We start from the raw sequence: 24,898 nt of genomic DNA, 5'->3' as shown, positions 1-24,898 counted from the left end.
GCCTCAAATTCCTTGGACACGTACTTCGACCTAATGTTCAGCCGCTACAGGTTTGTGCCTGACGTGGCGTTTTAACAGTTTTTCAGGATCGACTAATTAGGATCGCCCCGGTCGAGTCTGACGGCTGTTGACTGCGAATCGAGAGCATTAGCTCAGGGTTCTGGTTAGAGGCCAGAGCCCTGATTGTTTATTGCGCATGTGAAGAATATCAATCGTCAAAAAATTAATAATCGGTAATCATATCAAGGGTAGCGCTGCATGAATGTCCACATACTGCAACATGTTTTTTTGAAGGCATTGGAAGTATCGACAAATGGTTAAACCAGCGCAACGCGAACGTGTCATATTCGCGTTTTTACGAGTCGAATGATCTGCCTGCTTTGTCTGAAATAGACATTGTTATCATCATGGGCGGTCCCATGAGCGTCCATGACGAATCGGAGTTTCCTTGGCTGGTTGAAGAAAAAAGATTTTTACGAGAAGCAATCAGTGCTGGGATTCCTATACTTGGAATTTGTTTAGGAGCCCAATTGCTGGCAAGTGCGCTCGGGGCCAAAATTTACAAAAATTCCCAAAAAGAAATCGGCTGGTTTGACATAACCAAGGTGCCGAATCCAGGTTTTCAATTTCCAGATACGATTAAAGTTTTTCATTGGCACGGCGAAACATTCACCTTGCCCCCAGGAGCCGTGCATCTAGCACGAAGTGCTGCTTGCGAACAACAAGCATTCCAGTACGGAGAAAATATAATCGGATTACAGTTCCATCTTGAAACAACTCAAGAAACCATAAATTCGCTGATAAAAAACTGCAATGATGAACTGATTTCTGATATTTATATTCAACCAGAGACATCCATTAAATATGAAAAAATCGAAAATTTTGGAAAAATAAATAATTTAATGTCATTGATATTGAACTATATAACAAAAATCAACTCATATAAATCATAACAAAAATGAAATTTGTGATACTGTACTAACCCTGGCAAATATTCTTTCTCTACCATTGAAAGAAAAATGCGTCGCAGCGACTTTCTCATCCCCTTTGGCAAGGAGCACAGCCTTCCTGCACATGCTAAGCCGCCACGTGTTCGATGCGACAATGAGACTATCTGGCTTCACGACGGGCGACAATATAACCCCACGACAGTACTCACAATCATTGCGTCATGAAACAGGCGCACGGAAATTGGGATACAACAGAAACGACCATGCGCCGCGCACCGTTCTCACTGAAGAGCCGATCCAGGAGGAAATGTCTCCATGCCACATGCCGTGCTTATCAGTGATTTCGATGGGACTATGACAGCCAACGATTTCTACAAGCTCATCGCTGAACGCCTGCCTCCAGACGCCCTGACGACATGGGAGGACTACCGTAAGGGGAGCATCACCCATTTCGAGGCGTTACGCCGTATTTTCGGGCGGTTGCGGGCTAGCCCCGAGGCGCTGGATGCCATCCTGAACGAGACATGCAGCCAGATCCAGAACTCGCGACAGCCATGGCACGGCTTCGGGCAGCAGGCTGGGAGGTAGTGGTGGCTTCCGCCGGGTGCGATTGGTACATCCGCCGCATTTTAGCCGAGGCAGGAGTGAAGGTGGAGGTCCATGCCAACCCAGGGGTGCACGTGCTGCCAGAGGGCTCCCTGCGCATGAACTTTCCTGAAGATTCGCCCTTTCAATGCCTGGAGACGGGCGTTGACAAGGCGAGCATCGTCCGGCTCCATCGCGATGGCGGGGCACGGGTGGCCTTCGCCGGTGACGGATTCGCCGACCTGCCCATCACCCACGAAGACAACCTTGCCGCTGCGCAGGTCCATCACGAGGGTCAGATACTTGTGACCTTTGCGGACGTTGATCTCGTCAATGACGATGCACTCAAGGCCGGTCAGTTTCGATTTGGCAAATCGTCTGTGCAGATGCTGCTTGAGGATATCTTTGACAACAAGAAATCTGACTGCCAACCAGATCCGGCAGATCACCGCACACGGTGTTCGATGAAATCACGCGTTGGCCTGCTTCAATGCAGAGTGAAAAGGAGTGAGACATGTCGAATTCGCAGAACGCCTACAACAGCGCCAATACCAGCTTTACCCTGGGCCTGCCTGACTGGGCCGTCGAGGAACTAAATGCCCTGCCGAAATACCTCGCGAGCGTGGAGGAGCGGATGGCGGCGGTGATAGAATTTTCGCGCCGGAATTTTCAGCGCAATACCGGAGGGCCCTTTGCGGCAGGCATTTTTGAACGCGACTCGGGTAGAGTCGTGGTGATCGGAGTCAACCGGGTGATGCCCTTTCAGTGTTCCTCGGCGCATGCGGAGGTCATGGCCATTTCCCTGGCGCAGAAACTTCTGGGAGTCTATGACTTGGGCGCCCCTGGGCTGCCGGCCTACCAACTGGTGGTGAACTGGCGGCCCTGCGCCATGTGTTTCGGCGCGGTGCTGTGGTCGGGTGTCCGCTCGCTGGTGATTGCGGGCGAGGGGCCCGAGCTGGAGGAGATCACCGGTTTCGACGAAGGCCCAATCCACCCCGACTGGCGTGCCGAGCTGTCGCGACGCGGAATAGAAGTCGTGGAGGATGTTTTGCGGGCGGAAGCCCTGGAAGCCTACCGGGAATTCGCTGCCAGCCAGTCGTTTGTCTATAATGCCCGGCTCGGGGTGGACTGAGAATCCGCTCCCTGACCGCGTGACTCATCACTGCGAGATCCTCGAAACAGGAAACGAGATATGGAGGCTGAGGCAAAAGACTTCCGACCAGTAACGCTTACGGGGCACGTTCGGGTATTCAGTGCTCCAAATGGTTATGACAGCTCATCAAGCATAGACTCATCTTTCCACCAGATCATTGATAGCACCAAATCGCCATAGCCCTTTATGCTGTGCTCGTATACGTCATGGTCGTAAGCGTTTCGGGTGTCGAACCAGTAACTGGCATCAATCCGCTTAGGCCCGCCTGAGTCAGTCGATTTTCCACATAGCACTTCCATTGCATATGTTTCATGGTGTAGCTGCTCATGCGGCCAGATAAAAGAAGGGACTTCCGGCCAACGCACACAACTAATACGGCTTCCATTTTTTGCGTCGTACCACGCAAATATTGCTGGGAATGACCCGAATCGGGTCAACCTAATTGCCGTCGCCATTATGCTTGTCTGGAAGAGCTTGGCAAGCTTTCTCACGGAGTTAAAACTCATCTCCATATCTACTGCCGCTGGTTTAAACAAGAACTCAGGCATTAATAAATCAGCAGCATACCTATTAGCTCTTGCCTCAACTCCTTTTTGAAAAATCTTATGACCGCCAATGTCTTCAGCTTTACAACTAAAACGAGGAGTCCCACGATCAAGCATCCAATGCCCCAGCTCATGACCGATGCAAAATCGTTGTCGTGATATACTCACCGCATTAGACACAAAAATCGTTGCGCTGTCTTTTACCCCAACGATGTACCCTTCGCACCCAGTGAGCATTCGATACTGGACAGTAGCGTCACATCCTTTTGAAAGAATATCTAAGCAGATATCCTTAGGATCAGTGACTCCGAAGTATTTCAGATAGTCATACGGGTTTTTGAAACGATTCAAAATCAATCATCCTCAATTTTGATATCACCATGCTCATGCAAAGCTTCGATCAAAAGTTCAATATCCTCTTCTGTGACATCTTCCATATTTCTGTATTGTAGCGTCAGATCAGAAGGCATACTGGCATTATTTAAAAAACCTTCAACAAAAAAGTTTTTTAGTGTGCCATACTTCTTTTTTACCAATTCTAGGACTTCATGACTAGATTTGGTGTCTTGCCGATCTGAAATCAATCGAGCTGCAATCTCTCTTTTTTGAGCAGACAGAACCCTAGTAAACATTGACTGAATCATATTCACTCTGTTCTTTGACTCTTCGCCAAAAGCAGCTTTATGTTCCTCGCTTATCTCTTGATCAGTAAGAGTCAACAAATTATCCATATACTCATCGGAGATGCTACAAAGTGTCTGGAGATAGGAAATGTTTTTGTTACTCATTTCTGCTCCCCCTAGGATAGTTTGCATTGCGGTATCTGCTCAGCCTTTTCAAAGCTGCATCATATTGTTGTCTAGACATATTCTCTTGGTCTCGTATTTCTTCGCCCGTATGCCCTTCAGCTTTGCCCATGATTATGGCCAGCACATTTTCATCTTCAGAAAAGTAATCAAGGGTCTTTTCAATAACTTGCTTTGCCCATTCCTCATTATCTTGACGTTCTAGCATTTCGTCAGGGGGAACAGGGTATGCCTCAAGATATGTGTAATAACAGTCGATCGCTCCAGGCAAATTCTTGCATACTTCACTTCGAATGCTTTTCATCACGCCACACAAGAAGTTCCGAAATGGGGTTGGGTTATTGGGAGGCCATTTACGTGTCCCGTTCGAAATTCTTTTTAGCGATTCCTCCAACAGCCACATAGGGTCAATGGCCACGTCGTTTGCGAAGTTAATCGCTGCCAAATCAATAGCCTCCCAGTCCGCCAGGGTAAGGCTTTGAACTTCAAGCTCAATGAAATTTACATAATGGAGATCTTTTTTGGGGTCACTCATCAGCACTTGTCCCTTAGCTGTAAAAATCGATCTGTTTCTGCCTGACCAGGCCCCTCTTCAAACTATGCGCCTAACAATGGGGGGGCCGGACATTATTTTGTCCGAGGAGGAGATCCTGTGCGCATAGAGAGTTGTGAGCGGAAACAGCATGCGCAACGCACTACGTGCACGCGAAGCAAAATGTCATATGGGCAGTGTCCTGCCAAGGAGAAACCAATGAGTAAGAGTTTTCAGGTCAAGATTGATGGGGAAATCTTCAGCTTTGACGATCCCATCGTAACAGGCACTCAACTTCTGAATGCCGCTGGTAAACGACCGCTGGATGAATACCTTCTTTTCCAACGGTTGAAAGACGGGCAGTTCGAGGAAATTCGCCTCGAAGAAAGCGTGGATTTAACCCTACCTGGACTGGAACGGTTCAAAACTTTTCGGAGTGGTGAGTCATTTCGACTGACTGTGGATGGTCGTCGATTCGAATGGGGAGCCCCTGAGATAACCGGACGCAGATTGAAAATGTTCGCAGACGTTGACCCGGATGGTTTCGATGTATGGCTGGAGATTCGCGGCCAGGAAGCTGATGTGATTATTGCCGACAAGGAAACCACTCGGCTTGATACCCCCGGCATTGAGAGGTTCTATACTGCTGAAATAAGCATCACGATTGTCGTGAACGGGCGGCCAAGAACAGTCCACAAACGTTCTTTGTCCTTCACTGAACTGGTGAAAATTGCCTTCCCTGACACACAGCCAGCCCCGAACACCATTTTTACGATGGTCTTCAAGAATGGGCCGGATGAAAATCCGCAGGGGAGCCTTGTCGAGGGCCAAAGTGTAGCACTTAACGATAGGATGATTATCAATGTCACAAAAACTGATAAGTCGTAGTCCCGACCTCAAGAAACTACGAGATGATGGGTATGAGATTGAGATCAGACATGGGCACCTCCTGATCCACTCGATTCCTTATGTTAACGCGGAAAGGAAAGTACAGAGGGGTACTCTCGTTTCAGATTTATCTCTGGCAGGCGACAGAACGGTAACGCCCCATACCCATGTAATCTTCTTTCAGGGGGAATATCCGTGTTCAAACGAAGGAGTTCCACTTGAGCAAATTCGACATGCCAGCGAGAAAAAGAACATCGCAGGCGACATTGCTATCGACCACTCCTTCTCAAATAAACCGAGCGGAGGATACGCCAATTACTACGAAAAAATGACCCAGTATATTAAGATCATTTCTCATCCGGCTAAAGCCCTAGACGATAACGTAGACCCAAGGACATTTAAACCTATCGAAACAACTTCAGAGGAGTCAGTTTTTAGATACGTCGATACTGCTTCAAGTCGAGCCGGAATCCAGGTCGTCTCAGATAAGGTGGCCTCACAACGCATAGCAATAGTGGGCCTCGGAGGGACCGGATCATACGTATTGGATTTTGTGGCAAAGACGCCTGTCCGCGAAATCCACCTCTTCGATGGAGATGATTTCCAGTCGCATAACGCCTTCCGAGCCCCAGGAGCCGCCTCGCTCGAAGATTTATGCCAAAGGAAAATGAAAGTGGCGTATCTTGCTGATAAATATTCTCGCATGCATACGAGAATCACGGCGCATCCTCAGATGATCACAAAAGAGACAGTCAATGATTTGCAAGGGTTTGATTACGTCTTTCTTTGTGTCGACAAAGGAAGCTGTAAAAAGGCCGTTATTGATGCTCTTGCGACAAGTGACACTGTTGTCATTGACGCCGGCATGGATGTACAGCTTGTGGACGAGACACTTCTGGGGACTTGCCGAGTCACAACCTGTACGAAAACCAAAAATGATCACGCTACCAGTCGGATTTCAATGAGTGACAATATGGAAGACGCAGAGTACTCCAGTAACATTCAAATCGTTGAACTCAATGCCCTTAATGCATGCCATGCGGTGATAAAGTGGAAACAACTCAGCGGATTTTATCAAGACTTAGAGCATGAGCATCATCTTATATATTCAACCAACTGCGCTCTTCTAGACGCTAGCGAGTGCGATCATGTCAATAAGCAAATTTAAAGTACTATTTACAGAGTTTATTCCCGAAAAACTCGATGATGGAATTTTTTACGTTTCTATGGAATGTGCAACTGCGTCTCATAAATGCGCATGTGGCTGTGGAAACGAAGTCGTTACGCCATTTTCACCGACAGACTGGAAGTTGATTTATGATGGCGAAACTATCACACTCACTCCATCCATCGGAAACTGGAGTTACCCGTGTCGGTCACACTACCTTATACAAAAAAACACGGTTGTCTGGGCTGGCACCATGTCCCTAAAAGCTATTGAAAGTGGCAGAAATCGAGATAAGGCCCGCAAAGCGATACATTACGGTAATGCCAATCATACAACGCCAAGCCAGGACGATATCAAGGTCAACTCCCAGCCTCAAAACACGTTTAGCAACTCCGACGGGCTACTCAACACCATTTTGCGTTTCTTAGGGTTCAAAAAGTAGCCATGCGCCCGCATACCCCCGAAATGTTCACACCCGGTTCACCGGCAGGGTTACCGCAAAAGAGGCCTGGTTATCTTGAAGGATAACCAGGCCAATTCGCGAGATATTTTCTGGTGAGACTGAGGATGACTGAACTCCTGACCTCATAAACCAGATCATAACAATAAAACGAAGGGCTAATTGAAACTAAAAATATCCTTCTCTGATTGATGCAGGCAACATCATTCTGTACTTTCTCTTTGCTTTATTTAAAGAAAATTCTAAATTATTTTTTCTAGCTAGCAAATACTCAGTCCATATAGACATTATTACAATTCGCTCAGGAAGATATTGTGCATGATTATATATCCCTCTAATTTCATCTTTTTCAACGTGCATTAATTGGCGCTCAATTGCGTCTGCTTTCAAATTCATCTCGTTTAATATCGTACTCGCTGTTTTTCTGAATCCATGCGCTGTACTATCTACACCTAATCTATTCAAAGCTTGCAATATAGCACCTTCCGACATCGGGCGATATTTATCTCGCGCATTAGGAAATATATACCTACCACTACCTGTATGCATATATATGTCATCAAAAACTGACATGACGTAATCAGAAAGTGGAACAAGAAAAACTTGCCCCTTTTCTAAATTCTTGATTTTTTCACCTTTTATACGCAATAATTTTGATTCTTTTTTATATTCAGACCACTCTAATTTTCGCAATTCTCCAGGCCTTAAAAATAAAAATGGTGTTAGCTTTAAAGCACACTGCACGACATACGTTCCTTTGAACTTTTCAATCATCTGCATGACTTCAGGGATTTCGTCGCGCTCAACAATACATCTAAATCCTTTTTTGTTTTTTTTCTTTTCAGATGGCAAATAGCCTTTTAGATCAGGACATGGGTTATACTCAACATACTCCATTATTCTTGCATATTGGAATATTGCATTTATTTTCTGCAAATGTCGACGAGCTTGCTCTAACGCTCCCCTGTTTCGAACTCGATCAATTACCTCTCTTACATCTGTAGCTCGAATTTTAGAAATTGGCACTTTTCCAATAACTGGACTAATGTCTCTCTCCATCCTGTAAAGAGTATCCTTCTTAACACTTTCGGATGCTTCAAATTGTGTTTCATACCATTGACTCATCACGAAATCAAATGTCGCTCGCTCTTCTCTTTCAACTTTCTTTTCAATCTTCTTTTTTTCTTTTAACAGCCTTAATTCTTCTTCTCTTTCTATTTTTTCTTTTTTTCGTATCAGTGAAGGATTTTGGTTGTTAGCAAGCATTGACCTAATTTCTGCGCATTTACCCCTTGCTTGTTTCAGAGAAACCGTTGGATAAATACCAAGGCTCAATCTATACTCTGTTCCATCAAACCAATATCTTATTCGCCATCTTTTATTACCCTTAACTGGAATCTCTAAATATAGACCATTTGAATCTTGAACAGTATATAGTTTATCGCTTGGTTTTAAATTTTTAATTTCCATTTCGGTCAATGCGGCCATAGCTCCCCCCTCGCAATGATCATAATAAAAGTTCTCAGCAATCCATTCTGGCAGCTCGAACCAAAGACTGGACCTCAGCAAAAATTACGAATCGAACACCACATTGATCGTATGAAAATGACCAAGGGCCACGGCGATGTCTGGCATAACTTCGAGCACGGATTCGACATAGACAGCGCCCATCTCCTTCGCCACTGCCTGTATCCTCGCCCAGGATCGCTTCAAGCTTTCCCAGAAGGCATCAGCGAGGATTTCTTCGACCGTCACCCACGAAGCCAACCGCGTCCTTCGCAGGACCTTCACCTTGACAAAAAAACCTGTCAGCGTTGCGGATACCGATATCGCCAATGGAGACCAAACTAACCGGACAACTTTTCCAAAAAATTACCAAAAAAAAACGGACAACCCCTCATTCAAGAAGTTGTCCGGTTAGTTATCCGGGAAAATCATCGGTTTCAAGCAATCTTTAGTGGACCAATCTGGATGAAGCGCAAGCCCAATTTTGGCCTATAGTATTGATTTTAAGAGAAAATCTGGACTTAACCCGACTGCGTTGGACTTAAAAATGGCGGAGAGGGTGGGATTCGAACCCACGTACCGGGGATTAGCCGGTAACTCGATTTCGAGTCGAGCGCGTTACGGCCGGACTTCGCTACCTCTCCGCGAGGTTTTTTGAAATTTTCTTTTCCTGGCGGCGCTGTTTGAAAAAACCGCTCAGTTTTGCGCTGCATTCCTGTTCCAGAACTCCGCCCAGAGACCAGAAATGGTGGTTGCTCCAGGGCAGCGCCGTACCGTCCATGCGGCTGACCAGGCATCCGGCCTTGGAGTCCGCGGCGGCGTAGACCACTCCGGCCAGGCGGGCCTGGATGACCGCACCCAGACACATGATGCAGGGTTCAAGGGTCACCACCAGCACGGCGTCGGTCAGACGATGATTCCCCACCTTGGCGCCGGCTTCGCGCAGGGCCAGGATTTCGGCGTGAGCCGTGGGGTCGTTTTCAAATATCGTTCTGTTCTCGCCCCGGCCCAGAATCTGGCCGTTGCCGTCGATGACCACCGCGCCCACGGGCACGTCTCCCCGCCCTTCCGCCAGACATGCAAGCTGCAGGGCTTCGTTCATGTAGGGCTCCCAGGCCAGCAGGTCATCCGGTCCCGGCGTCGGGGAAGGCGCACAGTAGAAAGTCATGGGGGTGCTGTCAATGATCTTTGCATCCTCTTTGGACACGTTTTCAAGCCGCCCTATCTGGCCTTCAGGTATTCGATCCCGCCCTTGAGCAGTTCCGTGCCCAGCGTGGAGGTCTCACCCCTGGTCCAACGCGGGTGATTGGTGGGATGGTTGTAGGCCTCGGGATGGGGCATGAGCCCGAGGATGCGGCCTGAAGGATCGGTCAGCCCGGCGATGCCAAGCGGCGAACCATTGGGATTGGCCGGATACTCCTGGGTCACCTCCCGGGTCTGCGGATCCACGTATTGCAGGGCGATGAGATTCTGCTCATGCAGGCGGGAGAGGGTCGTGTCGTCACCGGGCACGAGTTTGCCCTCGCCATGACGGACGGGAACGTAAAGATAATCGAGCCCCTTGGTGAAGACGCAGGGAGACTCCGCGTTGATCTTCAGCGTCACCCAGCGGTCCTCGTACTTGGCCGAGTCGTTGTGGCTGAGCGAGACTTGGCGGGTGAAGTAGGCGCCATCAAGAGCGGGAAGAAGACCCAGCTTGACCAGCAACTGAAAGCCGTTACAGATGCCGAGGATGAGGCCGCCCGCGTCAAGGAAGCGCTTGAGCTCCTCCATGAGGGACTTGCCGCTCTTGGTCAGCATGTGCCGCCAGCGCAACGCGGCGGCCTGGGCCGAGCCCAGATCGTCGCCGTCGAGAAAACCTCCGGGCAGGATCAGAAAATTGTAGTCGGTCAAACTGATCTTGTCCGCCGTCAGATCGGAAAAATAAGCGATGGTGGTCTGGTCCGAACCAGCCTGATCCGCCGCAAAGGCGCATTCCCGCTCGCAATTCGTCCCGTAGCCGGTAATTACCAATGTTTTGACCTGAGCCATCACCCCTCCAAAATCGGCCGTAGCCGTGCTGTTTGATTAAGTACCCAAGCCCATTACAGTCCAAGCAAAACAGGCGCAAGCCTGAAAATCGCCCTTTCGGACTGTTTGCACTCGGCGTTCTTTCTGCTATTGAACCCAAGGTGTTTACAGGACACCAGGGGCCGCTTGACAAGCAGGAAGTCCGCTGCCAAATGTTCCGGCGGACATACGGATGTCAATTTTCGGGCTGCCGACAGGTGGCCCATTTGTTTTGTGGACCATGTCTGGCCGCGCCAAGCGCGGATTCAGACCGAAGAAATATTCAGGTGAGCGAGGCAGCGATGAACACCAAATTCATTTTTGTGACCGGCGGGGTATTGTCCTCTCTGGGTAAAGGACTGGCCGCCGCATCCATCGCGGCTCTTCTCAAGGCGCGGGGGCTTCGGGTATCCATCCAGAAGCTTGACCCGTACATCAACGTCGACCCGGGCACCATGAACCCCTTCCAGCACGGCGAAGTCTACGTCACCGACGACGGCGCCGAAACGGATCTGGATCTTGGGCACTACGAGCGCTATCTCGGCACCCACCTGAGCCAGCGCAACAACTACACGTCCGGGCGCATCTACAATACCGTCATCACCAAGGAACGTCGCGGCGACTACCTGGGCGGCACGGTACAGGTCATCCCGCACATCACCGACGAGATAAAGTCGTCCATCCTGAGCCTCGCCAGCGACGACCTGGACGTGACCCTGGTCGAGATAGGCGGCACTGTGGGCGACATCGAGGGACTGCCGTTCCTTGAAGCCATCCGTCAATTGCGGGCCGACCTCGGCAAGGACAACGTCCTCTACATCCACCTCACGCTGGTCCCCTACATCAAGACCGCCGGCGAGCTCAAAACCAAGCCCACCCAGCACTCCGTCAAGGAACTGCGCAGCCTCGGCATCCAGCCGGACATCATCCTCTGCCGCTCCGAAGTGGACCTTGGCGACGACATCAAACGCAAGATTTCGCTGTTCTGCAATGTGGACCGGGACGCGGTCTTCACCGCCATCGACGTAAACCACATCTACGAACTGCCCCTGACCCTTTATAATGAAGGTGTTGACCAGAAAATCGCCATCCTCCTGCGCCTGGCCGCCAAGAATCCGGACCTGCAGGAGTGGAAGAATCTCGTCTACAACCTGCACCATCCAACGTCAGAGGTCACCATTGCCATCGTCGGCAAGTACGTGGACCTGAAGGAAGCCTACAAGAGCCTGCATGAAGCCCTGACCCACGGCGGCGTGGCCAACAACGCAGCCATCCGCTTCCTGTACGTCAACTCCGAGGAAATCACCGCCGAAAACGTGGCCGAGAGCCTCGCCGAGGCCGACGGCATCCTCGTCCCCGGCGGCTTCGGCATCCGCGGCGTGGAAGGTAAGATCGCGGCCATCACCCATGCCCGCGAAAACAGGATCCCCTTCTTCGGCATCTGCCTTGGCATGCAGTGCGCGGTCATCGAGTACGCCAGAAGCGTCATGGGCCTGACCAAGGCCAACTCCGAGGAGTTCGACCTGACCACGCCGGATCCGGTCATCTATCTGATGAAAGAATGGTTCGATTTCCGCAAGAAGTGCGTGCAGCGCCGCGACATGACGAGCGAAAAAGGCGGAACCATGCGCCTTGGCGCCTACCCCTGCGTGATCGAGAAAGACACCCGCGCCTATGAAGCCTACGGTGCGGTCGAGGTTTCGGAACGTCATCGCCACCGCTACGAATTCAACAGCGCCTACCAGAGCCGTTTCGAGGAGGCCGGACTGACCATCAGCGGCCTGTCCCCGGACAAGAGCCTGGTCGAGATAGTGGAGATCAAGGATCATCCGTGGTTCCTGGGTTGCCAGTTCCATCCGGAGTTCACCTCCACCCCCATGCAGCCGCATCCGCTGTTCCGCGAATTCATTCGCGCGGCCGTGGCCAACAAGAAAACCGAGTAAAAAACATGATTGACTGCTCCACCCTGGTCGCCGGACGCCCCTTTCTCATCGCCGGACCCTGCGTCCTCGAAAGCCTGGATCTGGCCATGACCGTGGCCGTAGAGTTGCAGGCCATCGCGCGTGATCTGAACCTGCCGCTCATATTCAAGAGTTCCTATGACAAGGCCAACCGCACGGCCGGAGCGAGCTTCCGCGGACCAGGACTGGACATGGGGCTCGATTGGCTGGCCCAGATCAAGAGCCGCACCGGGCTGCCCGTGATCACGGACATCCACGAGCCGCGCCAGGCCTCCCTGGTGGCCGAGGTGGCCGACGTGCTGCAGATCCCGGCCTTCCTCTGCCGCCAGACCGATCTGCTGCTCGCCGCCGCGCGCACCGAGCGCATCGTGAACATCAAGAAAGGACAGTTCATGGCACCCTGGGACATGCAGGGGCCGGTGGAGAAAATCCGATCCGAAGGATTCGACCGCATCTGGCTGACCGAGCGCGGTTCCATGTTCGGCTACAACAATCTGGTCGTTGATTTCCGCTCCCTGGTCATCATGAAGCAGTTCGGCTGCCCCGTGATCTTCGACGCCACCCACTCGGTGCAGTTGCCCGGCGGACAGGGCATGTCCTCCGGCGGCCAGCGCGAGTTCGTGCCGCCGCTGGCCCGGGCCGCCGTGGCCTGCGGCTGTCAGGGCCTCTTCATGGAGATCCACCCGGACCCGGACAAGGCTCTCTGCGACGGCCCCAATTCCTGGCCCCTGGCCAAGGCCCGCACTCTTCTTTCGGAGCTTGCGGCCATCTGGAGCATCCCGAATGAATGCTGAACTGCTCGCCCGGGACGTGCGCCTGATCATCCTGGATGTGGACGGGGTGCTCACCGACGGCGGCCTCTATTATGACGAATCGGGCTGCGTAATGAAACGCTTCAACGTCCAGGACGGGCTGGCCATCAAGATGGCCCCGCAGGTCGGCATCGAGTTCGCGGTCATTACCGGCCTTGATTCCCCGGCAGTGCGCAGGCGGGTCACGGAGCTTGGCATCAGCCATTACTATCCCGGCCATCACCGCAAGGCCCCGATCCTGCGCCGGATTTCCGAAGAAACGGGCATCCCCTTGGCGCAGATGGCCTATGTCGGTGACGACTGGGTCGACGCGGCGCCCATGTCCCTGGTCGGACTGCCCATCGCCGTCCCCAACGCCCGCCCCGAGATACTCAAGCTCGCGGCCTGGACAACCAGATCCATGGGCGGCCAGGGCGCCGTGCGCGAAGCCATAGATTTCATCCTGCGCGCCCAGGGCAAACTCGAAGCTCTTTGGCAGGACTGGGTCCGGGAATGAAGCGGCTGCTGGTCGGGCTTTTGACCCTTGTCGTTCTGGCTGGAATCGCAATGCTCGGAAAACGGCTGCTCTGGCCCGAGCGCCTGGACAACCCGACGATCCGGAATCTGGATGTGGACTTGAGCCTCAAAGGCGTGAACCTGAGCCAGGGCAAGGACGGCAAGAAGCTCTGGAACCTCAGCGCCACCGGCGCCGACTACTCCGAAAACGGCGATGAACTCACCCTCGCCGCCCCGATCATCGTCTACTGGGGCGAGGAAGGCGGGGAACCCATCGAGGTTCGGGCGCCCAGGGGCCAGGTCTGGCAAAAAGAGGACCGGGCCAGAATGTGGGACGGGGTCAACGGCACCCAGGGCCAATACGTGATGCGCTCCGAGACCCTTGACTACACAGGACAAAACCGGACACTCGTTCTCGGCGGCACGGTTGAACTGACTGGCGAATCCATGCAGGGCCGCTCGGACACCCTGACATATTTTCTGGACACAGGGGACTTCCTGGCCCAAGGCAACGTCCAGGTCATCATGAACTGACAAGCGGGTTACCAAATGCGTTCACTCATACTTCTTCTCTTCCTCGCCTGTGCGACGCCTCTCTGGGCGGCCGAGACCGTCCCGGTCAAGATCACTTCCGACACCATGACCTACACCCAGAAAGGGGACCAGGTGATCTTCACCGGCTCCGTGTACGTCATTCGCCAGGACATCCAGCTCTGGTCCGACACGCTGACCGTGCTGCTGGAAAAAAAGGACGGCGCCAAGAACGCCACCCAGGGCGTGCCCGACGAGCAGGGAGCCATCAAGAAAATCATCGCCAAGGGCAACGTGCGCATAAAAGCGGACAAGGGTCGCACCGGCACCTGCGGAAAGGCCACCTATGAAGCCGACAAGGACCTTCTGACCATGGAAGACAGCCCCATGCTCATGGAAGGCGCCAACAAGATCCAGGGCGAGGTCATTAAGCTCTACATCAAGGAAAACCGCAGCGAAGTACTGGGCGGCAAGGGACGGGTCGAGGCCATCTTCAACACTCCCGCCGGCAAGCAGGGGCTTGGGCAGTGACCACCCTGACCGGGCAGAATCTGGCCAAGCGCTACGGAGCCAGGGATGTCGTGCGCGACATTGAACTTGACGTGAGCCAGGGCGAAGTGGTTGGCGTCCTGGGGCCCAACGGGGCAGGCAAGACGACCACATTCTACATGCTCGCGGGCATCGTGCGGCCCACGCGAGGGCAGGTCCTTCTGGACGGCCAGGACATAACCCGCTGGCCCCTGCACAGACGGGCCCGCGCGGGCATGAGCTATCTGCCGCAGGAAAGCTCCATCTTTCGCAAACTGACCGTGCGTCAGAACCTGCAACTGATTCTCGAATTTTCGGGATTCTCGCGGGAAGAGCAAAAGCGCACGGCGGACAGGCTGCTCGATGAACTGGGGATCACCCGCCTTGAAGGGCAGCTGGCCGCCTTTCTGTCCGGCGGAGAACGCCGCAGGCTGGAAATTGCCCGCGCCCTGATCCAGAATCCGAAATTCATCCTCCTGGACGAACCCTTCGCCGGCATCGATCCCCTGGCCGTGGACGACATCCAGGCCATCATCCGGGACCTTCGTGACAAGAACATCGGCGTGCTCATCTCCGACCACAATGTTCGCGAAACGCTCCAGATCTGCGACCGTGCATACCTTGTCCACGACGGCCGCATCATCCTGAACGGCAGCCCGGAAGAGATCGTCGCCGACCCGGGTGCGCGCAAGGTTTACCTCGGTGAAGGATTCAGCCTCTAGCGGACACGATTTTCCAAGGATTGCCAGGGCCTAAGCTTTATGGCAGATTCGTTACTGGGTAGTTTTTTAGCCTGCAATCCTCTGACACGGTGAAACCAAATCAATTATGGGCCTTGAACTCCGACAAAACCTCAAGCTGACGCAGCAGCTAGTCATGACACCGCAGCTGCAGCAGGCCATCAAGCTGCTTCAGCTCTCCAGATTCGAGCTTCTCGAAGCCGTTCAGCAGGAGCTGCTTGAGAACCCTATGCTTGAGGAGGGGGTCAAGGAAATTTCCGAGGAGCACGAAATCCAGGCTCCGGCCGAAACACGCCCGGAAGTCTCCTACGAAGACGCGGAACTGATGCGCAACGCGGACTGGGAAAACTACCTCGGCGATTTTTCAAGCACCGCCAAGCAAGTGCAGTTCAAGGAGACCGAGGCCCTGGAGGAGATGATGTCCTACGAGGCCAGGCTCTCGGGCAAGCCCTCCCTGGACGGTCATCTGCTGTGGCAGCTGTGTCTGTCCAACATCACCGAAGAAGAGGAGATGATCGGCGAGGCCATCATCGGCAACCTCGATTCCCAAGGCTACCTGATGAGCACCGCCGAGGACATCGCCTCCGAGACGCTCTCTCCCCTGGCCCTGGTGGAGTCCATGCTGCATCGTCTGCAGCGCTTCGATCCCGTGGGCGTGGCCGCGCGGTCTCCACGGGAATGCCTGCTCATCCAGCTGGAAATGCTGGGCCAGGACGATCCCATCCTGCTTTCCCTGGTGGGGGATCATCTCGAAGACATCGAGAAGCGACGCTACAAACCGCTCCTGCGCAAGTTCAAGATTCAGATGGAGGACCTCAAGGCCTATCTGGACATAATCCAGTCCCTGGACCCCATGCCGGGAGCCAGTTACGGCAGCGAGAGCACCATATATGTCAGCCCGGATGTCTTCGTGTACGAATACGAAGGGGATTTCGTCATCGTCATGAACGACGACGGCCTGCCCAAGCTGCAGCTGAGCCCCTACTACATGGACGACATGCACCTCGCGGTCAAAGGCCCGGACCGTGAATACCTGCATGACAAGATGCGCTCTGCCATGTGGCTCATGAAGAGCTTGCACCAAAGGCAAAGAACATTATACAAAGTGGTTGAAAGCATTGTCAGGTTTCAGCGGGGGTTTTTCGAACACGGCGTGACCAAGCTCAAACCGCTCATCCTCAAGGATGTGGCCGACGACATTGAAATGCACGAATCCACGGTCAGCCGGATCACCACGAACAAATACGTGGCCACCCCGCACGGCATCGTGGAACTGAAATTTTTCTTCAATTCCGCGCTGGAAATGGATGATGGAACTCAGGTCGGATCCGAATCGGTCAAGGCCATCATCAAGAAAATGGTCAGCGAGGAAGACCCGAAGCACCCCTACAGCGACGAAAAAATCGCCGCGGTGCTGAAAGAACGGCTGGACGTGAACATCGCCCGGCGAACAGTGGCCAAATATCGCGCAGTGCTGGGGATCGATTCCTCATCCAAGCGCAAACAGGTTTTTTGACATCCCGCCCTTTGGGCCGCCCCTTCCGGACGGCAAAAAGGGCTGACCCTCAACAATCGAGGAGGCTTCCATGAGGATTACCTTCAATTTCAAAAACTTCGATCCTTCCGACCATCTGCGCAAATACGCCAAAGACCGCTTCGGCAAGCTCGCCAAATTCACGGCCGGCACCCCCGACGCTGAACTGCAGGTCAATCTCGAAGTGGAGAAATTCCGGCATATCGCCGATATAGTGCTGACGGGGAAGAACGTACATATCTCCGCCCGCGAAGACAGCGAGGACATGTACTCCACCGTCGACCTCGTCTGGGACAAGCTTGAGGCCCAGATGCGCAAGGTCCGCGACAAGGACAAGAGCCGACGCAAAGGCGGCAGCGACAGCACCCGCATGGACGCCGGGAGTTTCGAGGACGACGCGGATGCAAAGCGCAAGCCGGTCATCCAAAAGACCGACGACTTCTCGCCCAAACCCATGATCGTTGAAGAAGCCGCGCTGCAGCTTGAAAGCACGGACAACGAATTCCTCGTGTTCCTCAACGCCGAAAGCGAAAGGATCAATGTCATTTACCGACGCAAAACCGGCGACTTCGGTTTGATCGACCCCGGGGTATAGGGAATGAAGCTTGCTGAATACCTGGACAAGGATTTGATCATCTCCGACCTCTCGGCCAGGACCAAAACCGAGGTCCTGGCCGAACTCGTTTCGACGCTGTCGGCCAAATATCCCGATCTTGACCCCAAACGCGTGGCCCAGGTCCTCATGGACCGGGAAATGCTCGGGACCACCGGCATCGGAGACGGCATCGCCATCCCTCATGGCAAGCTGGACAGCATCGATCAGGTTCTGGTCATCGTCGGCCGCAGCCACGAAGGCGTGGATTTTGCCAGCCTGGACCACAAGCCGGCCAGCATCTTTTTCACGGTGCTGGCTCCCTCAAGCGTGGTGGGCCTGCATTTGAAACTCCTGGCCACGGTTTCCCGCCTGCTCAAAGACGGATCGTTCCGTCAGGCCTTTGCCGACTCCCCCGGTCAGGACGGGTTGTGGCAGCTGCTGCAGACCGTCTAGCAAGAACGTATTCGGAGAACTCCCATGCAGCCTCAACCTGAACAGAAAAACGTGGTCATTGTCTCCGGCATGTCCGGTTCAGGCAAAAGCACGGCGCTCAAGGTCTTCGAAGACATGGGCTTCTTCTGCGTGGACGGACTTCCGGCGCGCATGGCTCCGGCGCTCATCGAACTGTTCTTCAACTCCTCCGCCAAAGACTACCCCGGGCTGGCCATGGGCATGGACCTGCGCCAGCCCGACTTCGTGGGTCAGTGGAAGGAAGTGCTGCTTGATGTCCAGAAGTTTTCCGTGCGGCCGACCATCCTTTTCACGGATTCTTCCAACCAGATCCTGCTGCGCAGATATGCCACCACGCGCCGTCCGCATCCTCTGGCCTCGGGCAACCTGGGACTGGAGGGGGCGCTGGAACGGGAGCGGGAAATACTGGAACCCATCCGCGCGCAGGCTGATCTGGTCATCGACACGTCGCATTATTCAGTGCACGATCTCAGACGGGTCATTCAGGACAAGTGGGAGAGCCTTTCTTCCCGCAGCCAGGGCATGCGTGTGCATCTCATCTCTTTTGGCTTCAAGTACGGGGCCCCGGCCGAGGCGGACATGGTCACGGACCTGCGCTTTCTGCCCAACCCCTATTTCGACGAGGCCCTGCGCCCCATGTCCGGAAAAGACGAAGCCATCGCCCGGTACGTGCTGGACAGCAACCCCGGGCACGAATACCTGCGTCGGCTTTTGGAATTTCTTGATTTCACCCTGCCGCTTTATGCGTCGGAAGGGCGTTACCGCCTGACCATGGCTTTCGGATGCACGGGCGGCCGCCACAGGTCCGTGGCCGTGACCGAGGCCGTTCTGGCACATCTGCGCGAACAGGGCTTCAACGTATCTGTCGAACATCGGCATTTCAGTCTTGGATAATCTTTGGAGGAGTAATGGTTGGAGTGATCGTGGTGACCCATGGCCAGTTTGGCAAATATCTGCTTGAAGCGGCCCAGACGATTTTGGGGCCGCAGGAACAGTGCGCCCACATAGCCGTGGAAGGAACCGTGGAAATGAGCGCCCTGCTTTCGGACCTCAAATACACGGTCAAGCAGATGGAAACGGGTGACGGTGTCATCATCCTGACCGACATGTTCGGCGGTACACCGTCCAACATCAGCCTGTCTCTGCTCCAGCCGGGCAAGGTCGATGTCCTGTCCGGAGCGAACCTGCCCATGCTGCTCAGGGTTCTGGGCATGCGCACCCAGGATCTGTCCAAGCTCGCCCAAGACGCCAAGAACGCGGCCATTCAAGGCATCGTTGTCGCCGGTGAAGTATTGACCCGTAAAATCACCGAGGCCTAGCCGTGATCTGGTTCCGCATCGACAACCGCCTCGTGCACGGCCAGATCATCGAAGCCTGGCTTCCGCACATCAGGGCCAAGACCCTGCTGGTCGCCAACGACGACCTCGCCGCCGACGAATTGCGGCAGGAAATCATGAGCCTGGCAGTGCCAAGCGGCATCTCCTTTATGTGCTGCCAAGTCTCGGAGGTCGCTTCGATGCTGCGCAACGTCCGCAAGAGCGATCCGGATCAGCATGTCCTGATCCTCTTTTCCGACTGCGCCGATGCCAAGGCCGCGCACATGACCGGGCTGTCCTTTTCCCTGGTCAACATCGGCAATCTGCATTACGGACCGGGCAAGGAGCAGGTGTGCGAACACATCGCCCTGGGGGCGGAAGACCGCTCCTGCCTGAAATATTTCAAAGAGCACGGCGTGGAGATCGATTTCCGCTGCGTGCCTTCGGCAACGACCAAAATCAACTTGTGATGAATACTTCTCGAACCAAATCGGCATGATCGACACTCACGATCTCATCCTGCTGGCCGGAGGAAGTTTTTTTTTGCCCTCCTGTCCCTGACCCGGGTCGCCATAGACCTCGGCTTCGTTCATCGTCCGCTTTTCGCCGCCCTGCTCTGGGCGGGACTGAGCTTCAAACTCCAGCCGGCCTTGAGCGCGGGCATTTTTTTCGAGCTGCTCTGGCTTGATCTGTTTCCGGCCGGAACCTACATTCCGCCCCAGGCCCTTCTCTCGCTGATCGCCACCCTGACCATTCTGGCCTGCCTGCCGGATGCCGACATGCGCACCACAGTGCTTGTCGTCATCGCGACCCTGCCCCTGGCCTACCTTGGCGCGTGGATCGAACAACTCTACCGCAAACGGCAGAATGCCGGCTACAACCAACTTTTGACCTGGAACCGCAAGGGCAACATAAACACCTTCGCACCGCACCGGCTCACCGCCAGGGCCCTGGCCGAAATCCTGCTGCTCAATTTTTCAGTCCTCGCGCTCTGCCTGGTGCCGCTTCTGGCCGGGTTGAAAGCAATTCAACCCTGGATTTCAGGCGGCCCGCAGCCGACCTGGACCATGCTCTGGATAGCCGCCTGCGCCGGAGCCATTCTCGCCCTGCGTGTACGCAAGGCCTACGCTCTGGCCGCCGTCAGCGTGGTCCTTGGCGTCATCTTTGGCCTGTGACCTCCAATGTTCTCTCTTGGCAGCCGCGAATAATTGTGATATTTCGCACAATGTCTTTGTTCGCCAATAAACCCTTGTAGGAGGAATACCATGTCCGTTTATGTTTTTGGTCACAAGAATCCCGATTCCGATACCGTTTGCAGCGCCATCGCGCTGGCCGACCTGAAGAGCAAGCTCGGCGTAGCCTGCACCCCGACCGCCCAGGGCGAACTGGCCCCCGAGACCAAGTTCATCCTCGACAAGTTCGGCGTTGCCGCTCCTGCCGTGAAGACCGAATATGCCGGTGAAAAAGTTTTCCTGGTCGACACCTCCGACCTGGCTCAGCTGCCTGACGACATCAAGCAGGCTGAAGTCCTGGGCATCGTCGATCACCACAAGCTGGGTGATCTGACCACCTCCAGCCCCCTGGAATGCTGGATCTGGCCCGTTGGCTGCACCGCCACCGTCCTGACCGCCATGTACAAGTTCCACGGCATCGAAGTTCCCAAGAACATCGCCGGCATCATGCTCTGCGCCATCCTGAGCGACACCGTCATCTTCAAGTCCCCGACCTGCACCCCGGCCGACAAGGAAGCAGCTGCCGAACTGGGCAAGATCGCCGGTATCGCCGACCTGGCCGCCCTGGGCATGGAAATGTTCAAGGTCAAGTCCGCCGTTGAAGGCACCCCGGCCCGCGAGCTGGTTCTGCGCGACTACAAGGACTTCAACATGAACGGCACCAAGGTTGGCATCGGCCAGCTGGAAGTGGTCGACCTGTCCATCCTCGACGCCGTCAAGGGCGACCTGGCCGCCGACATCGCCGCACTGAAGGCCGAGAAGGGCAACCACTCCATCTTCCTGCTGCTGACCGACATCATGAAGGAAGGCTCCGAGATCCTGATCGCCTCCGACGACGCCTCCGTGGTCGAGAAGGCCTTCGGCGTCAAGCCCGTGGACGGAAAGGCATGGCTGCCCAAGGTCATGTCCCGCAAAAAGGACGTAGTGCCCAAGTTCGAAAAGGCTTTCGCCTAAGTCTTGGCTCTTTGAATGAAAGAAGCCCGTCCAGGTTCGCCTGGGCGGGCTTCTTGATTTCGGGCTGCTGTTTCGTTCCGTATTGGTGCGCGCAGAGGCGCGGCCGAAAGGCATTCATTCGCGGGCGACACGGACGGTCAAGAGAGGACCGCGGATCTGCGCGTCATTCCCGCGAAGGAGTCACTGCGGGGTGTGGCGGTTGGCCCGGACAGGGGGCGCCGACTGTCTGACTGAGCCAGGCATCGTTTGTTGAATCAGCGCTGGCCGCTTGAAAATCGGTGTGTGTCCGACAGCAGAGATGATTCAACTCTACGAGGCCCGCGAAGGAGTTTCGGCGGCCCCTGTCCGGGCCAACCGTCACACCCCGCTTCCGACCCAGGCTCACTACTGTACTTTCTCCCCGCCCACATCCGCCCGCAGGGCCGCGACCTTTCCGCGCAAATATTCCGCCACCAGATCGCCCATGTCGTCCGCGCCGGAATGCTTGCGTGCGTACTCCCGCAGATCGTCCTCGGTCTGCTTCTCCATGCGCTCCGATTCCATGAACATGAGAAAAACCAGGCCCAGGGCGGCGTTGTTTTCCACAGTGCCGTCGCACAGGTGCTGCAGCTGTTCATCAGGCACCGTCTCGAAAAGGCGCTCGGCAAACTCACCGATCCATTTGGAATACAGCTCGGGCATGAGATCCGGGATCAGCTCCGCCAGACGGCGCGCCGCGTCCTCCGGGACGTTGGGCATGGTCACCATGAAATACTCGGCCAGGGCTTCCTGGCGTCGTTCGGCACTGCCGGAGAATTTATCGAGGATGATCAGATAGATATGGGCCCGCATCTGGGCCTGGGACAAAGACATGTGTTCTCCTATCAGGCTGCCCCAAAACGGCGATCTGCTTCGTCACTGCTGAAAATCCAGACCCTCACGTATGAAAAATACGCTTCGGCCCTGGATTTTCTTTGTTCCTCGCATCTCACCATTTTGGAACAGCCTGAACATTTTGAATTTATCGACAGTCAGCTATACTCCGAAAGGAGCCAGACAGCGGGGATTCTGCGCCACGGCGGCCATGACAATGCGGGCGCAGGCCTCGGCGTCGGACCCGGCATGGTGATGATTGAGGTCAAGCCCCAGATAGCGGCACACGTCCGGCAATTTGGTCGGGCGCAGGTTCCACTGGTTGCGGGCCAGATCCACGGTACAAACAAAAGGCAGGCTCGGGGCGGGCAAACCGGCCATGGTGCAGCACGCGCCGAGCACCGAGCGATCGAAGCTGGCGTTGTGCGCGGCCAGAAAATCCGCATCCTCCAGAAACTGGGCATGCTCAATCCAGAATTCCCGGAAAGGCGGAGCGTCCTTTACGTCGGACCATTGGATGCCGTGCACGTTCACGCAAAACGGCGAAAAGCGCGAACGCGGCGGGCGGATCAGGCCATAGAGCCTGTCCACGATCTCGCCGCCGCGGACCTTGGTCAGGCCCACGGCGCAGGCGCTGTCGCGACGCGAATCCGCCGTTTCGAAGTCGATGGCCACGTAGGCCGGGAAAGCGTTCATATCAGCAGATGCGCGGCAACTGTTCGCCTTCGAGCATATCCATGAGCCGGGTTCCGCCGAGGGGCGTTTCCAGCACGACCTTTCCGGGGTGTTCGCTGCGGACGTTGCCGATCTGCACCGCGTCCGCGCCGAGCGGATCGGAACGCATGATGGCCAGGGCCGCCTCGGCGTGCTCCTGGGGCAGGATGCAGATGAACTTGCCCTCGTTGGCCAGATACAGCGGATCAAGGCCCAAAAAGGAGCAACCGCCGCTGACCTCGGGGCGAACCGGAATCTGCGATTCGAAAATCCGACACTCCACGCCCGACTGTCCGGCGATTTCGTTGAGGGTCGTGGCCAGACCGCCCCGGGTGGGGTCGCGCAGCACATGCACCTCGGGAATGGCCTCGAGCAGACGCACGATGAGGTGATTGAGCGAGGCGCAGTCCGAAAGCACGGGAGCCTCGAAGGTCAGCCCTTCGCGTTTGGACAGGATGGCCAGGCCATGATCGCCCATGAAGCCGCTGATCAGGATCGCATCCCCGGGCGCCGCCCGGTGTCCGCTCGGAGCCTCGGCCACGAAGATTTCGCCAATGCCCGTGGTGTTGATGAAAATCTTGTCCACCGTACCCTTGGGCACGACCTTGGTGTCGCCCGAAACCACCAGGACTCCAGCCTCGCGGGCGGCATTTCCCATGGATTCGACGATGCGTTCCAGATCGGCCATGGGCAGACCCTCTTCGATGATGAATCCGCAGGTCATGTATTTCGGACGCGCGCCGAGCATGGCCACGTCATTGACCGTGCCGTGCACGGCCAGAGAGCCGATATCGCCGCCGGGGAAAAAGATGGGATCCACGGTGAAGGTGTCGGTGCTCATGGAGATGGGACTGCCGACCTGCAGAAAGGCCGCGTCATCGAGGCGGTCAAGAATCTCGTTGCCCAGATATTTGAGAAAAAGCTCACCGATGAGCCGGTGCGAAGCCTTGCCGCCACTGCCGTAATCAAGAAGAACCCTTTCCACTCGCTTCCCCCTTGCATGACGCGTTTTCAACCACTGATCCTAGTAAAAAAACAACTGAAGATTCGAAATTTATGGGCACGAGGCATACGGCATGAGGCATGCTGCATACGGTACGCGGTACGTTGTCGGCATGGCCCTCGGCCCCGCCGGAACTCCTTCACGGGCCTCGTAGAGTTGAATCGTTGTGTGCCGAACGAAAAATCCGGGCAGCACGCCGGGCAACGATTCAACAAACGATGCCTGGCTCAGTCAGACAGCCGACGAGGCCGAGGGCCATGCCGACAACGAGCCTTGAGGCACTGACGGGAGTACTTTTCTGCTTCTCGCCGAGCCATCCCCTTGAAGCAAAGGACCTATTCCTTGTAATTACTTGAAAAGAATGAGTTCCCGCCGCAAAAGCTCGTCATCCCCTTGAAGAAGGGGATCCATCTTTTAACTACTTAGTCGATCCTGAAAAACTGTTAAAACGCCACGTCAGGCACAAACCTGTAGCGGCTGAACATTAGGTCGAAGTACGTGTCCAAGGAATTTGAGGC

At 54.8% G+C, this 24,898-nt stretch carries 31 protein-coding genes and 1 tRNA gene; 21 read left to right on the top strand and 11 right to left on the bottom strand.

Annotation, left to right across the window (positions count from 1 at the left end; translation table 11 throughout):
- The first annotated feature begins 236 nt into the window (after positions 1 to 236).
- The 4 genes from BMZ24_RS19000 (at position 237) to BMZ24_RS18985 (ending at position 2,667) form a co-directional block, all read left to right on the top strand.
- Positions 237 to 953 carry a type 1 glutamine amidotransferase gene (locus BMZ24_RS19000; protein WP_341864733.1) on the top strand — a complete coding sequence of 239 codons (717 nt, stop codon included), beginning with the start codon at positions 237 to 239 and terminating at the stop codon, positions 951 to 953.
- Between the two features lie 351 nt (positions 954 to 1,304).
- Positions 1,305 to 1,538 carry a hypothetical protein gene (locus BMZ24_RS18995; RefSeq protein ID WP_143077969.1) on the top strand — a complete coding sequence of 78 codons (234 nt, stop codon included), beginning with the start codon at positions 1,305 to 1,307 and terminating at the stop codon, positions 1,536 to 1,538.
- Positions 1,475 to 2,131, top strand: coding sequence for a haloacid dehalogenase-like hydrolase (locus BMZ24_RS20575; RefSeq protein ID WP_092194650.1), 657 nt, complete (start codon positions 1,475 to 1,477; stop codon positions 2,129 to 2,131). Before BMZ24_RS18995 ends, BMZ24_RS20575 begins: the two co-directional genes overlap by 64 nt.
- The gene (locus BMZ24_RS18985) at positions 2,050 to 2,667 is read left to right on the top strand and encodes a nucleoside deaminase (RefSeq protein ID WP_208599897.1); all 618 of its coding nucleotides are present in this window, start codon (positions 2,050 to 2,052) and stop codon (positions 2,665 to 2,667) included. Before BMZ24_RS20575 ends, BMZ24_RS18985 begins: the two co-directional genes overlap by 82 nt.
- A 134-nt stretch (positions 2,668 to 2,801) precedes the next feature.
- Here the strand turns inward: BMZ24_RS18985 and BMZ24_RS18980 are convergent, their stop codons facing one another.
- Genes BMZ24_RS18980 through BMZ24_RS18970 form a run of 3 tightly spaced genes read right to left on the bottom strand, consistent with a single transcriptional unit; the run spans position 2,802 to position 4,574 of the window.
- Entirely contained in the window at positions 2,802 to 3,584 is a 783-nt protein-coding gene (locus tag BMZ24_RS18980; RefSeq protein WP_143077968.1) for an ImmA/IrrE family metallo-endopeptidase, read from the bottom strand.
- Positions 3,585 to 3,586: 2 nt separating this feature from the next.
- Positions 3,587 to 4,021, bottom strand: a complete 435-nt coding sequence (locus tag BMZ24_RS18975; protein ID WP_092194644.1) for a hypothetical protein — start codon at positions 4,019 to 4,021, stop codon at positions 3,587 to 3,589.
- A complete protein-coding gene (locus BMZ24_RS18970; RefSeq protein ID WP_092194642.1) occupies positions 4,014 to 4,574 on the bottom strand; it encodes a hypothetical protein in 561 nt (186 codons plus the stop codon). The genes BMZ24_RS18975 and BMZ24_RS18970 overlap by 8 nt, the downstream gene beginning before the upstream one ends.
- Positions 4,575 to 4,790: 216 nt before the next feature.
- Here BMZ24_RS18970 and BMZ24_RS18965 point away from each other — a divergent pair, with 216 nt between their 5' ends.
- From BMZ24_RS18965 to BMZ24_RS18955, 3 genes are read left to right on the top strand one after another with little or no spacing between them, the layout of a single operon-like run.
- Entirely contained in the window at positions 4,791 to 5,459 is a 669-nt protein-coding gene (locus BMZ24_RS18965; RefSeq protein ID WP_161949247.1) for a multiubiquitin domain-containing protein, read from the top strand.
- Positions 5,434 to 6,627, top strand: coding sequence for a ThiF family adenylyltransferase (locus BMZ24_RS18960; protein WP_092194638.1), 1,194 nt, complete (start codon positions 5,434 to 5,436; stop codon positions 6,625 to 6,627). Before BMZ24_RS18965 ends, BMZ24_RS18960 begins: the two co-directional genes overlap by 26 nt.
- Positions 6,608 to 7,069 carry a ubiquitination-like system serine protease family protein gene (locus tag BMZ24_RS18955; protein ID WP_208599896.1) on the top strand — a complete coding sequence of 154 codons (462 nt, stop codon included), beginning with the start codon at positions 6,608 to 6,610 and terminating at the stop codon, positions 7,067 to 7,069. Before BMZ24_RS18960 ends, BMZ24_RS18955 begins: the two co-directional genes overlap by 20 nt.
- Positions 7,070 to 7,255: 186 nt before the next feature.
- Here BMZ24_RS18955 and BMZ24_RS18950 read toward each other — a convergent pair whose 3' ends face one another.
- The 5 genes from BMZ24_RS18950 to BMZ24_RS18930 all read right to left on the bottom strand — a co-directional run bounded on the left by BMZ24_RS18950 (position 7,256) and on the right by BMZ24_RS18930 (position 10,624).
- On the bottom strand, positions 7,256 to 8,575 hold the full coding sequence (locus BMZ24_RS18950; RefSeq protein ID WP_092194636.1) for a tyrosine-type recombinase/integrase: 1,320 nt from the start codon (positions 8,573 to 8,575) through the stop codon (positions 7,256 to 7,258).
- 84 nt (positions 8,576 to 8,659) lie between these two features.
- Complete coding sequence (locus BMZ24_RS18945; RefSeq protein ID WP_143077967.1) at positions 8,660 to 8,842, bottom strand: hypothetical protein; 183 nt, start codon at positions 8,840 to 8,842, stop codon at positions 8,660 to 8,662.
- 299 nt (positions 8,843 to 9,141) lie between these two features.
- A tRNA-Ser gene (locus BMZ24_RS18940) sits at positions 9,142 to 9,237 on the bottom strand.
- The gene (gene tadA, locus BMZ24_RS18935) at positions 9,228 to 9,761 is read right to left on the bottom strand and encodes a tRNA adenosine(34) deaminase TadA (RefSeq protein WP_167364162.1); all 534 of its coding nucleotides are present in this window, start codon (positions 9,759 to 9,761) and stop codon (positions 9,228 to 9,230) included. Before tadA ends, BMZ24_RS18940 begins: the two co-directional genes overlap by 10 nt.
- A 53-nt stretch (positions 9,762 to 9,814) precedes the next feature.
- Complete coding sequence (locus BMZ24_RS18930; RefSeq protein ID WP_092194630.1) at positions 9,815 to 10,624, bottom strand: phosphoribosylformylglycinamidine synthase subunit PurQ; 810 nt, start codon at positions 10,622 to 10,624, stop codon at positions 9,815 to 9,817.
- A 320-nt stretch (positions 10,625 to 10,944) separates the two neighbouring features.
- On the opposite strand from BMZ24_RS18930, the gene BMZ24_RS18925 reads away from it, so the two are divergent.
- The 14 genes from BMZ24_RS18925 (at position 10,945) to BMZ24_RS18860 (ending at position 21,811) form a co-directional block, all read left to right on the top strand.
- Entirely contained in the window at positions 10,945 to 12,585 is a 1,641-nt protein-coding gene (locus tag BMZ24_RS18925; protein WP_092194628.1) for a CTP synthase, read from the top strand.
- Positions 12,586 to 12,590: 5 nt separating this feature from the next.
- Entirely contained in the window at positions 12,591 to 13,397 is an 807-nt protein-coding gene (kdsA, locus tag BMZ24_RS18920; RefSeq protein WP_092194626.1) for a 3-deoxy-8-phosphooctulonate synthase, read from the top strand.
- Positions 13,387 to 13,911 carry a KdsC family phosphatase gene (locus BMZ24_RS18915; protein ID WP_092194624.1) on the top strand — a complete coding sequence of 175 codons (525 nt, stop codon included), beginning with the start codon at positions 13,387 to 13,389 and terminating at the stop codon, positions 13,909 to 13,911. The genes kdsA and BMZ24_RS18915 overlap by 11 nt, the downstream gene beginning before the upstream one ends.
- Positions 13,908 to 14,444, top strand: a complete 537-nt coding sequence (gene lptC, locus BMZ24_RS18910; RefSeq protein ID WP_092194622.1) for an LPS export ABC transporter periplasmic protein LptC — start codon at positions 13,908 to 13,910, stop codon at positions 14,442 to 14,444. Before BMZ24_RS18915 ends, lptC begins: the two co-directional genes overlap by 4 nt.
- Before the next feature lie 15 nt (positions 14,445 to 14,459).
- Positions 14,460 to 14,972: an LptA/OstA family protein gene (locus BMZ24_RS18905; protein ID WP_092194620.1), complete on the top strand. Its 513-nt coding sequence runs from the start codon at positions 14,460 to 14,462 to the stop codon at positions 14,970 to 14,972.
- Positions 14,969 to 15,691, top strand: a complete 723-nt coding sequence (lptB, locus tag BMZ24_RS18900; RefSeq protein WP_092194619.1) for an LPS export ABC transporter ATP-binding protein — start codon at positions 14,969 to 14,971, stop codon at positions 15,689 to 15,691. Before BMZ24_RS18905 ends, lptB begins: the two co-directional genes overlap by 4 nt.
- A 106-nt stretch (positions 15,692 to 15,797) precedes the next feature.
- Positions 15,798 to 17,225 (top strand): RNA polymerase factor sigma-54, encoded by a 1,428-nt coding sequence (gene rpoN, locus BMZ24_RS18895; RefSeq protein WP_092194617.1) that lies wholly within the window; start codon positions 15,798 to 15,800, stop codon positions 17,223 to 17,225.
- Positions 17,226 to 17,295: 70 nt separating this feature from the next.
- Positions 17,296 to 17,838: a ribosome hibernation-promoting factor, HPF/YfiA family gene (gene hpf, locus BMZ24_RS18890; protein WP_092194615.1), complete on the top strand. Its 543-nt coding sequence runs from the start codon at positions 17,296 to 17,298 to the stop codon at positions 17,836 to 17,838.
- Between the two features lie 3 nt (positions 17,839 to 17,841).
- A complete protein-coding gene (locus BMZ24_RS18885) occupies positions 17,842 to 18,291 on the top strand; it encodes a PTS sugar transporter subunit IIA (protein WP_092194613.1) in 450 nt (149 codons plus the stop codon).
- Positions 18,292 to 18,315: 24 nt separating this feature from the next.
- A complete protein-coding gene (rapZ, locus tag BMZ24_RS18880; protein ID WP_092194611.1) occupies positions 18,316 to 19,203 on the top strand; it encodes an RNase adapter RapZ in 888 nt (295 codons plus the stop codon).
- A 14-nt stretch (positions 19,204 to 19,217) separates the two neighbouring features.
- Complete coding sequence (locus BMZ24_RS18875) at positions 19,218 to 19,628, top strand: PTS sugar transporter subunit IIA (RefSeq protein ID WP_092194609.1); 411 nt, start codon at positions 19,218 to 19,220, stop codon at positions 19,626 to 19,628.
- Between the two features lie 2 nt (positions 19,629 to 19,630).
- Entirely contained in the window at positions 19,631 to 20,095 is a 465-nt protein-coding gene (locus tag BMZ24_RS18870; RefSeq protein ID WP_092194607.1) for a PTS sugar transporter subunit IIB, read from the top strand.
- Positions 20,096 to 20,275: 180 nt separating this feature from the next.
- Entirely contained in the window at positions 20,276 to 20,800 is a 525-nt protein-coding gene (locus BMZ24_RS18865) for a hypothetical protein (RefSeq protein ID WP_092194605.1), read from the top strand.
- A 90-nt stretch (positions 20,801 to 20,890) separates the two neighbouring features.
- Entirely contained in the window at positions 20,891 to 21,811 is a 921-nt protein-coding gene (locus BMZ24_RS18860; RefSeq protein ID WP_092194603.1) for a manganese-dependent inorganic pyrophosphatase, read from the top strand.
- 384 nt (positions 21,812 to 22,195) lie between these two features.
- Here BMZ24_RS18860 and BMZ24_RS18855 read toward each other — a convergent pair whose 3' ends face one another.
- From BMZ24_RS18855 to hypE, 3 genes are all read right to left on the bottom strand, one after another.
- Positions 22,196 to 22,663: a hypothetical protein gene (locus BMZ24_RS18855; RefSeq protein WP_092194601.1), complete on the bottom strand. Its 468-nt coding sequence runs from the start codon at positions 22,661 to 22,663 to the stop codon at positions 22,196 to 22,198.
- Between the two features lie 162 nt (positions 22,664 to 22,825).
- Positions 22,826 to 23,359, bottom strand: coding sequence for a 3'-5' exonuclease (locus BMZ24_RS18850; protein ID WP_092194599.1), 534 nt, complete (start codon positions 23,357 to 23,359; stop codon positions 22,826 to 22,828).
- Between the two features lies 1 nt (position 23,360).
- Positions 23,361 to 24,362 (bottom strand): hydrogenase expression/formation protein HypE, encoded by a 1,002-nt coding sequence (gene hypE / locus BMZ24_RS18845; RefSeq protein WP_092194597.1) that lies wholly within the window; start codon positions 24,360 to 24,362, stop codon positions 23,361 to 23,363.
- Positions 24,363 to 24,898: the final 536 nt, after the last annotated feature.

Origin of the sequence: Desulfomicrobium norvegicum, assembly GCF_900114595.1 — a bacterium.
In the GTDB taxonomy this organism is placed as follows: Bacteria; Desulfobacterota; Desulfovibrionia; order Desulfovibrionales; family Desulfomicrobiaceae; genus Desulfomicrobium; species Desulfomicrobium macestii.
This window is presented reverse-complemented; position numbering and strand designations above follow the sequence as displayed.

Excerpts from the sequence above, each read along its gene's own strand:
- BMZ24_RS18995 (WP_143077969.1), top strand. The coding sequence starts at position 1,305 with ATGACAGCCAACGATTTCTACAAGCTCATCGCTGAACGCCTGCCTCCA.
- BMZ24_RS20575 (WP_092194650.1), top strand. The coding sequence starts at position 1,475 with ATGCAGCCAGATCCAGAACTCGCGACAGCCATGGCACGGCTTCGGGCA.
- BMZ24_RS18985 (WP_208599897.1), top strand. The coding sequence starts at position 2,050 with ATGTCGAATTCGCAGAACGCCTACAACAGCGCCAATACCAGCTTTACC.
- BMZ24_RS18975 (WP_092194644.1), bottom strand. The coding sequence starts at position 4,021 with ATGAGTAACAAAAACATTTCCTATCTCCAGACACTTTGTAGCATCTCC.
- BMZ24_RS18970 (WP_092194642.1), bottom strand. The coding sequence starts at position 4,574 with ATGAGTGACCCCAAAAAAGATCTCCATTATGTAAATTTCATTGAGCTT.
- BMZ24_RS18965 (WP_161949247.1), top strand. The coding sequence starts at position 4,791 with ATGAGTAAGAGTTTTCAGGTCAAGATTGATGGGGAAATCTTCAGCTTT.
- BMZ24_RS18960 (WP_092194638.1), top strand. The coding sequence starts at position 5,434 with ATGTCACAAAAACTGATAAGTCGTAGTCCCGACCTCAAGAAACTACGA.
- BMZ24_RS18955 (WP_208599896.1), top strand. The coding sequence starts at position 6,608 with ATGTCAATAAGCAAATTTAAAGTACTATTTACAGAGTTTATTCCCGAA.
- BMZ24_RS18950 (WP_092194636.1), bottom strand. The coding sequence starts at position 8,575 with ATGGCCGCATTGACCGAAATGGAAATTAAAAATTTAAAACCAAGCGAT.
- tadA (WP_167364162.1), bottom strand. The coding sequence starts at position 9,761 with ATGACTTTCTACTGTGCGCCTTCCCCGACGCCGGGACCGGATGACCTG.
- BMZ24_RS18930 (WP_092194630.1), bottom strand. The coding sequence starts at position 10,624 with ATGGCTCAGGTCAAAACATTGGTAATTACCGGCTACGGGACGAATTGC.
- BMZ24_RS18925 (WP_092194628.1), top strand. The coding sequence starts at position 10,945 with ATGAACACCAAATTCATTTTTGTGACCGGCGGGGTATTGTCCTCTCTG.
- kdsA (WP_092194626.1), top strand. The coding sequence starts at position 12,591 with ATGATTGACTGCTCCACCCTGGTCGCCGGACGCCCCTTTCTCATCGCC.
- BMZ24_RS18915 (WP_092194624.1), top strand. The coding sequence starts at position 13,387 with ATGAATGCTGAACTGCTCGCCCGGGACGTGCGCCTGATCATCCTGGAT.
- lptC (WP_092194622.1), top strand. The coding sequence starts at position 13,908 with ATGAAGCGGCTGCTGGTCGGGCTTTTGACCCTTGTCGTTCTGGCTGGA.
- BMZ24_RS18905 (WP_092194620.1), top strand. The coding sequence starts at position 14,460 with ATGCGTTCACTCATACTTCTTCTCTTCCTCGCCTGTGCGACGCCTCTC.
- rpoN (WP_092194617.1), top strand. The coding sequence starts at position 15,798 with ATGGGCCTTGAACTCCGACAAAACCTCAAGCTGACGCAGCAGCTAGTC.
- hpf (WP_092194615.1), top strand. The coding sequence starts at position 17,296 with ATGAGGATTACCTTCAATTTCAAAAACTTCGATCCTTCCGACCATCTG.
- BMZ24_RS18885 (WP_092194613.1), top strand. The coding sequence starts at position 17,842 with ATGAAGCTTGCTGAATACCTGGACAAGGATTTGATCATCTCCGACCTC.
- rapZ (WP_092194611.1), top strand. The coding sequence starts at position 18,316 with ATGCAGCCTCAACCTGAACAGAAAAACGTGGTCATTGTCTCCGGCATG.
- BMZ24_RS18875 (WP_092194609.1), top strand. The coding sequence starts at position 19,218 with ATGGTTGGAGTGATCGTGGTGACCCATGGCCAGTTTGGCAAATATCTG.
- BMZ24_RS18860 (WP_092194603.1), top strand. The coding sequence starts at position 20,891 with ATGTCCGTTTATGTTTTTGGTCACAAGAATCCCGATTCCGATACCGTT.
- BMZ24_RS18855 (WP_092194601.1), bottom strand. The coding sequence starts at position 22,663 with ATGTCTTTGTCCCAGGCCCAGATGCGGGCCCATATCTATCTGATCATC.
- BMZ24_RS18850 (WP_092194599.1), bottom strand. The coding sequence starts at position 23,359 with ATGAACGCTTTCCCGGCCTACGTGGCCATCGACTTCGAAACGGCGGAT.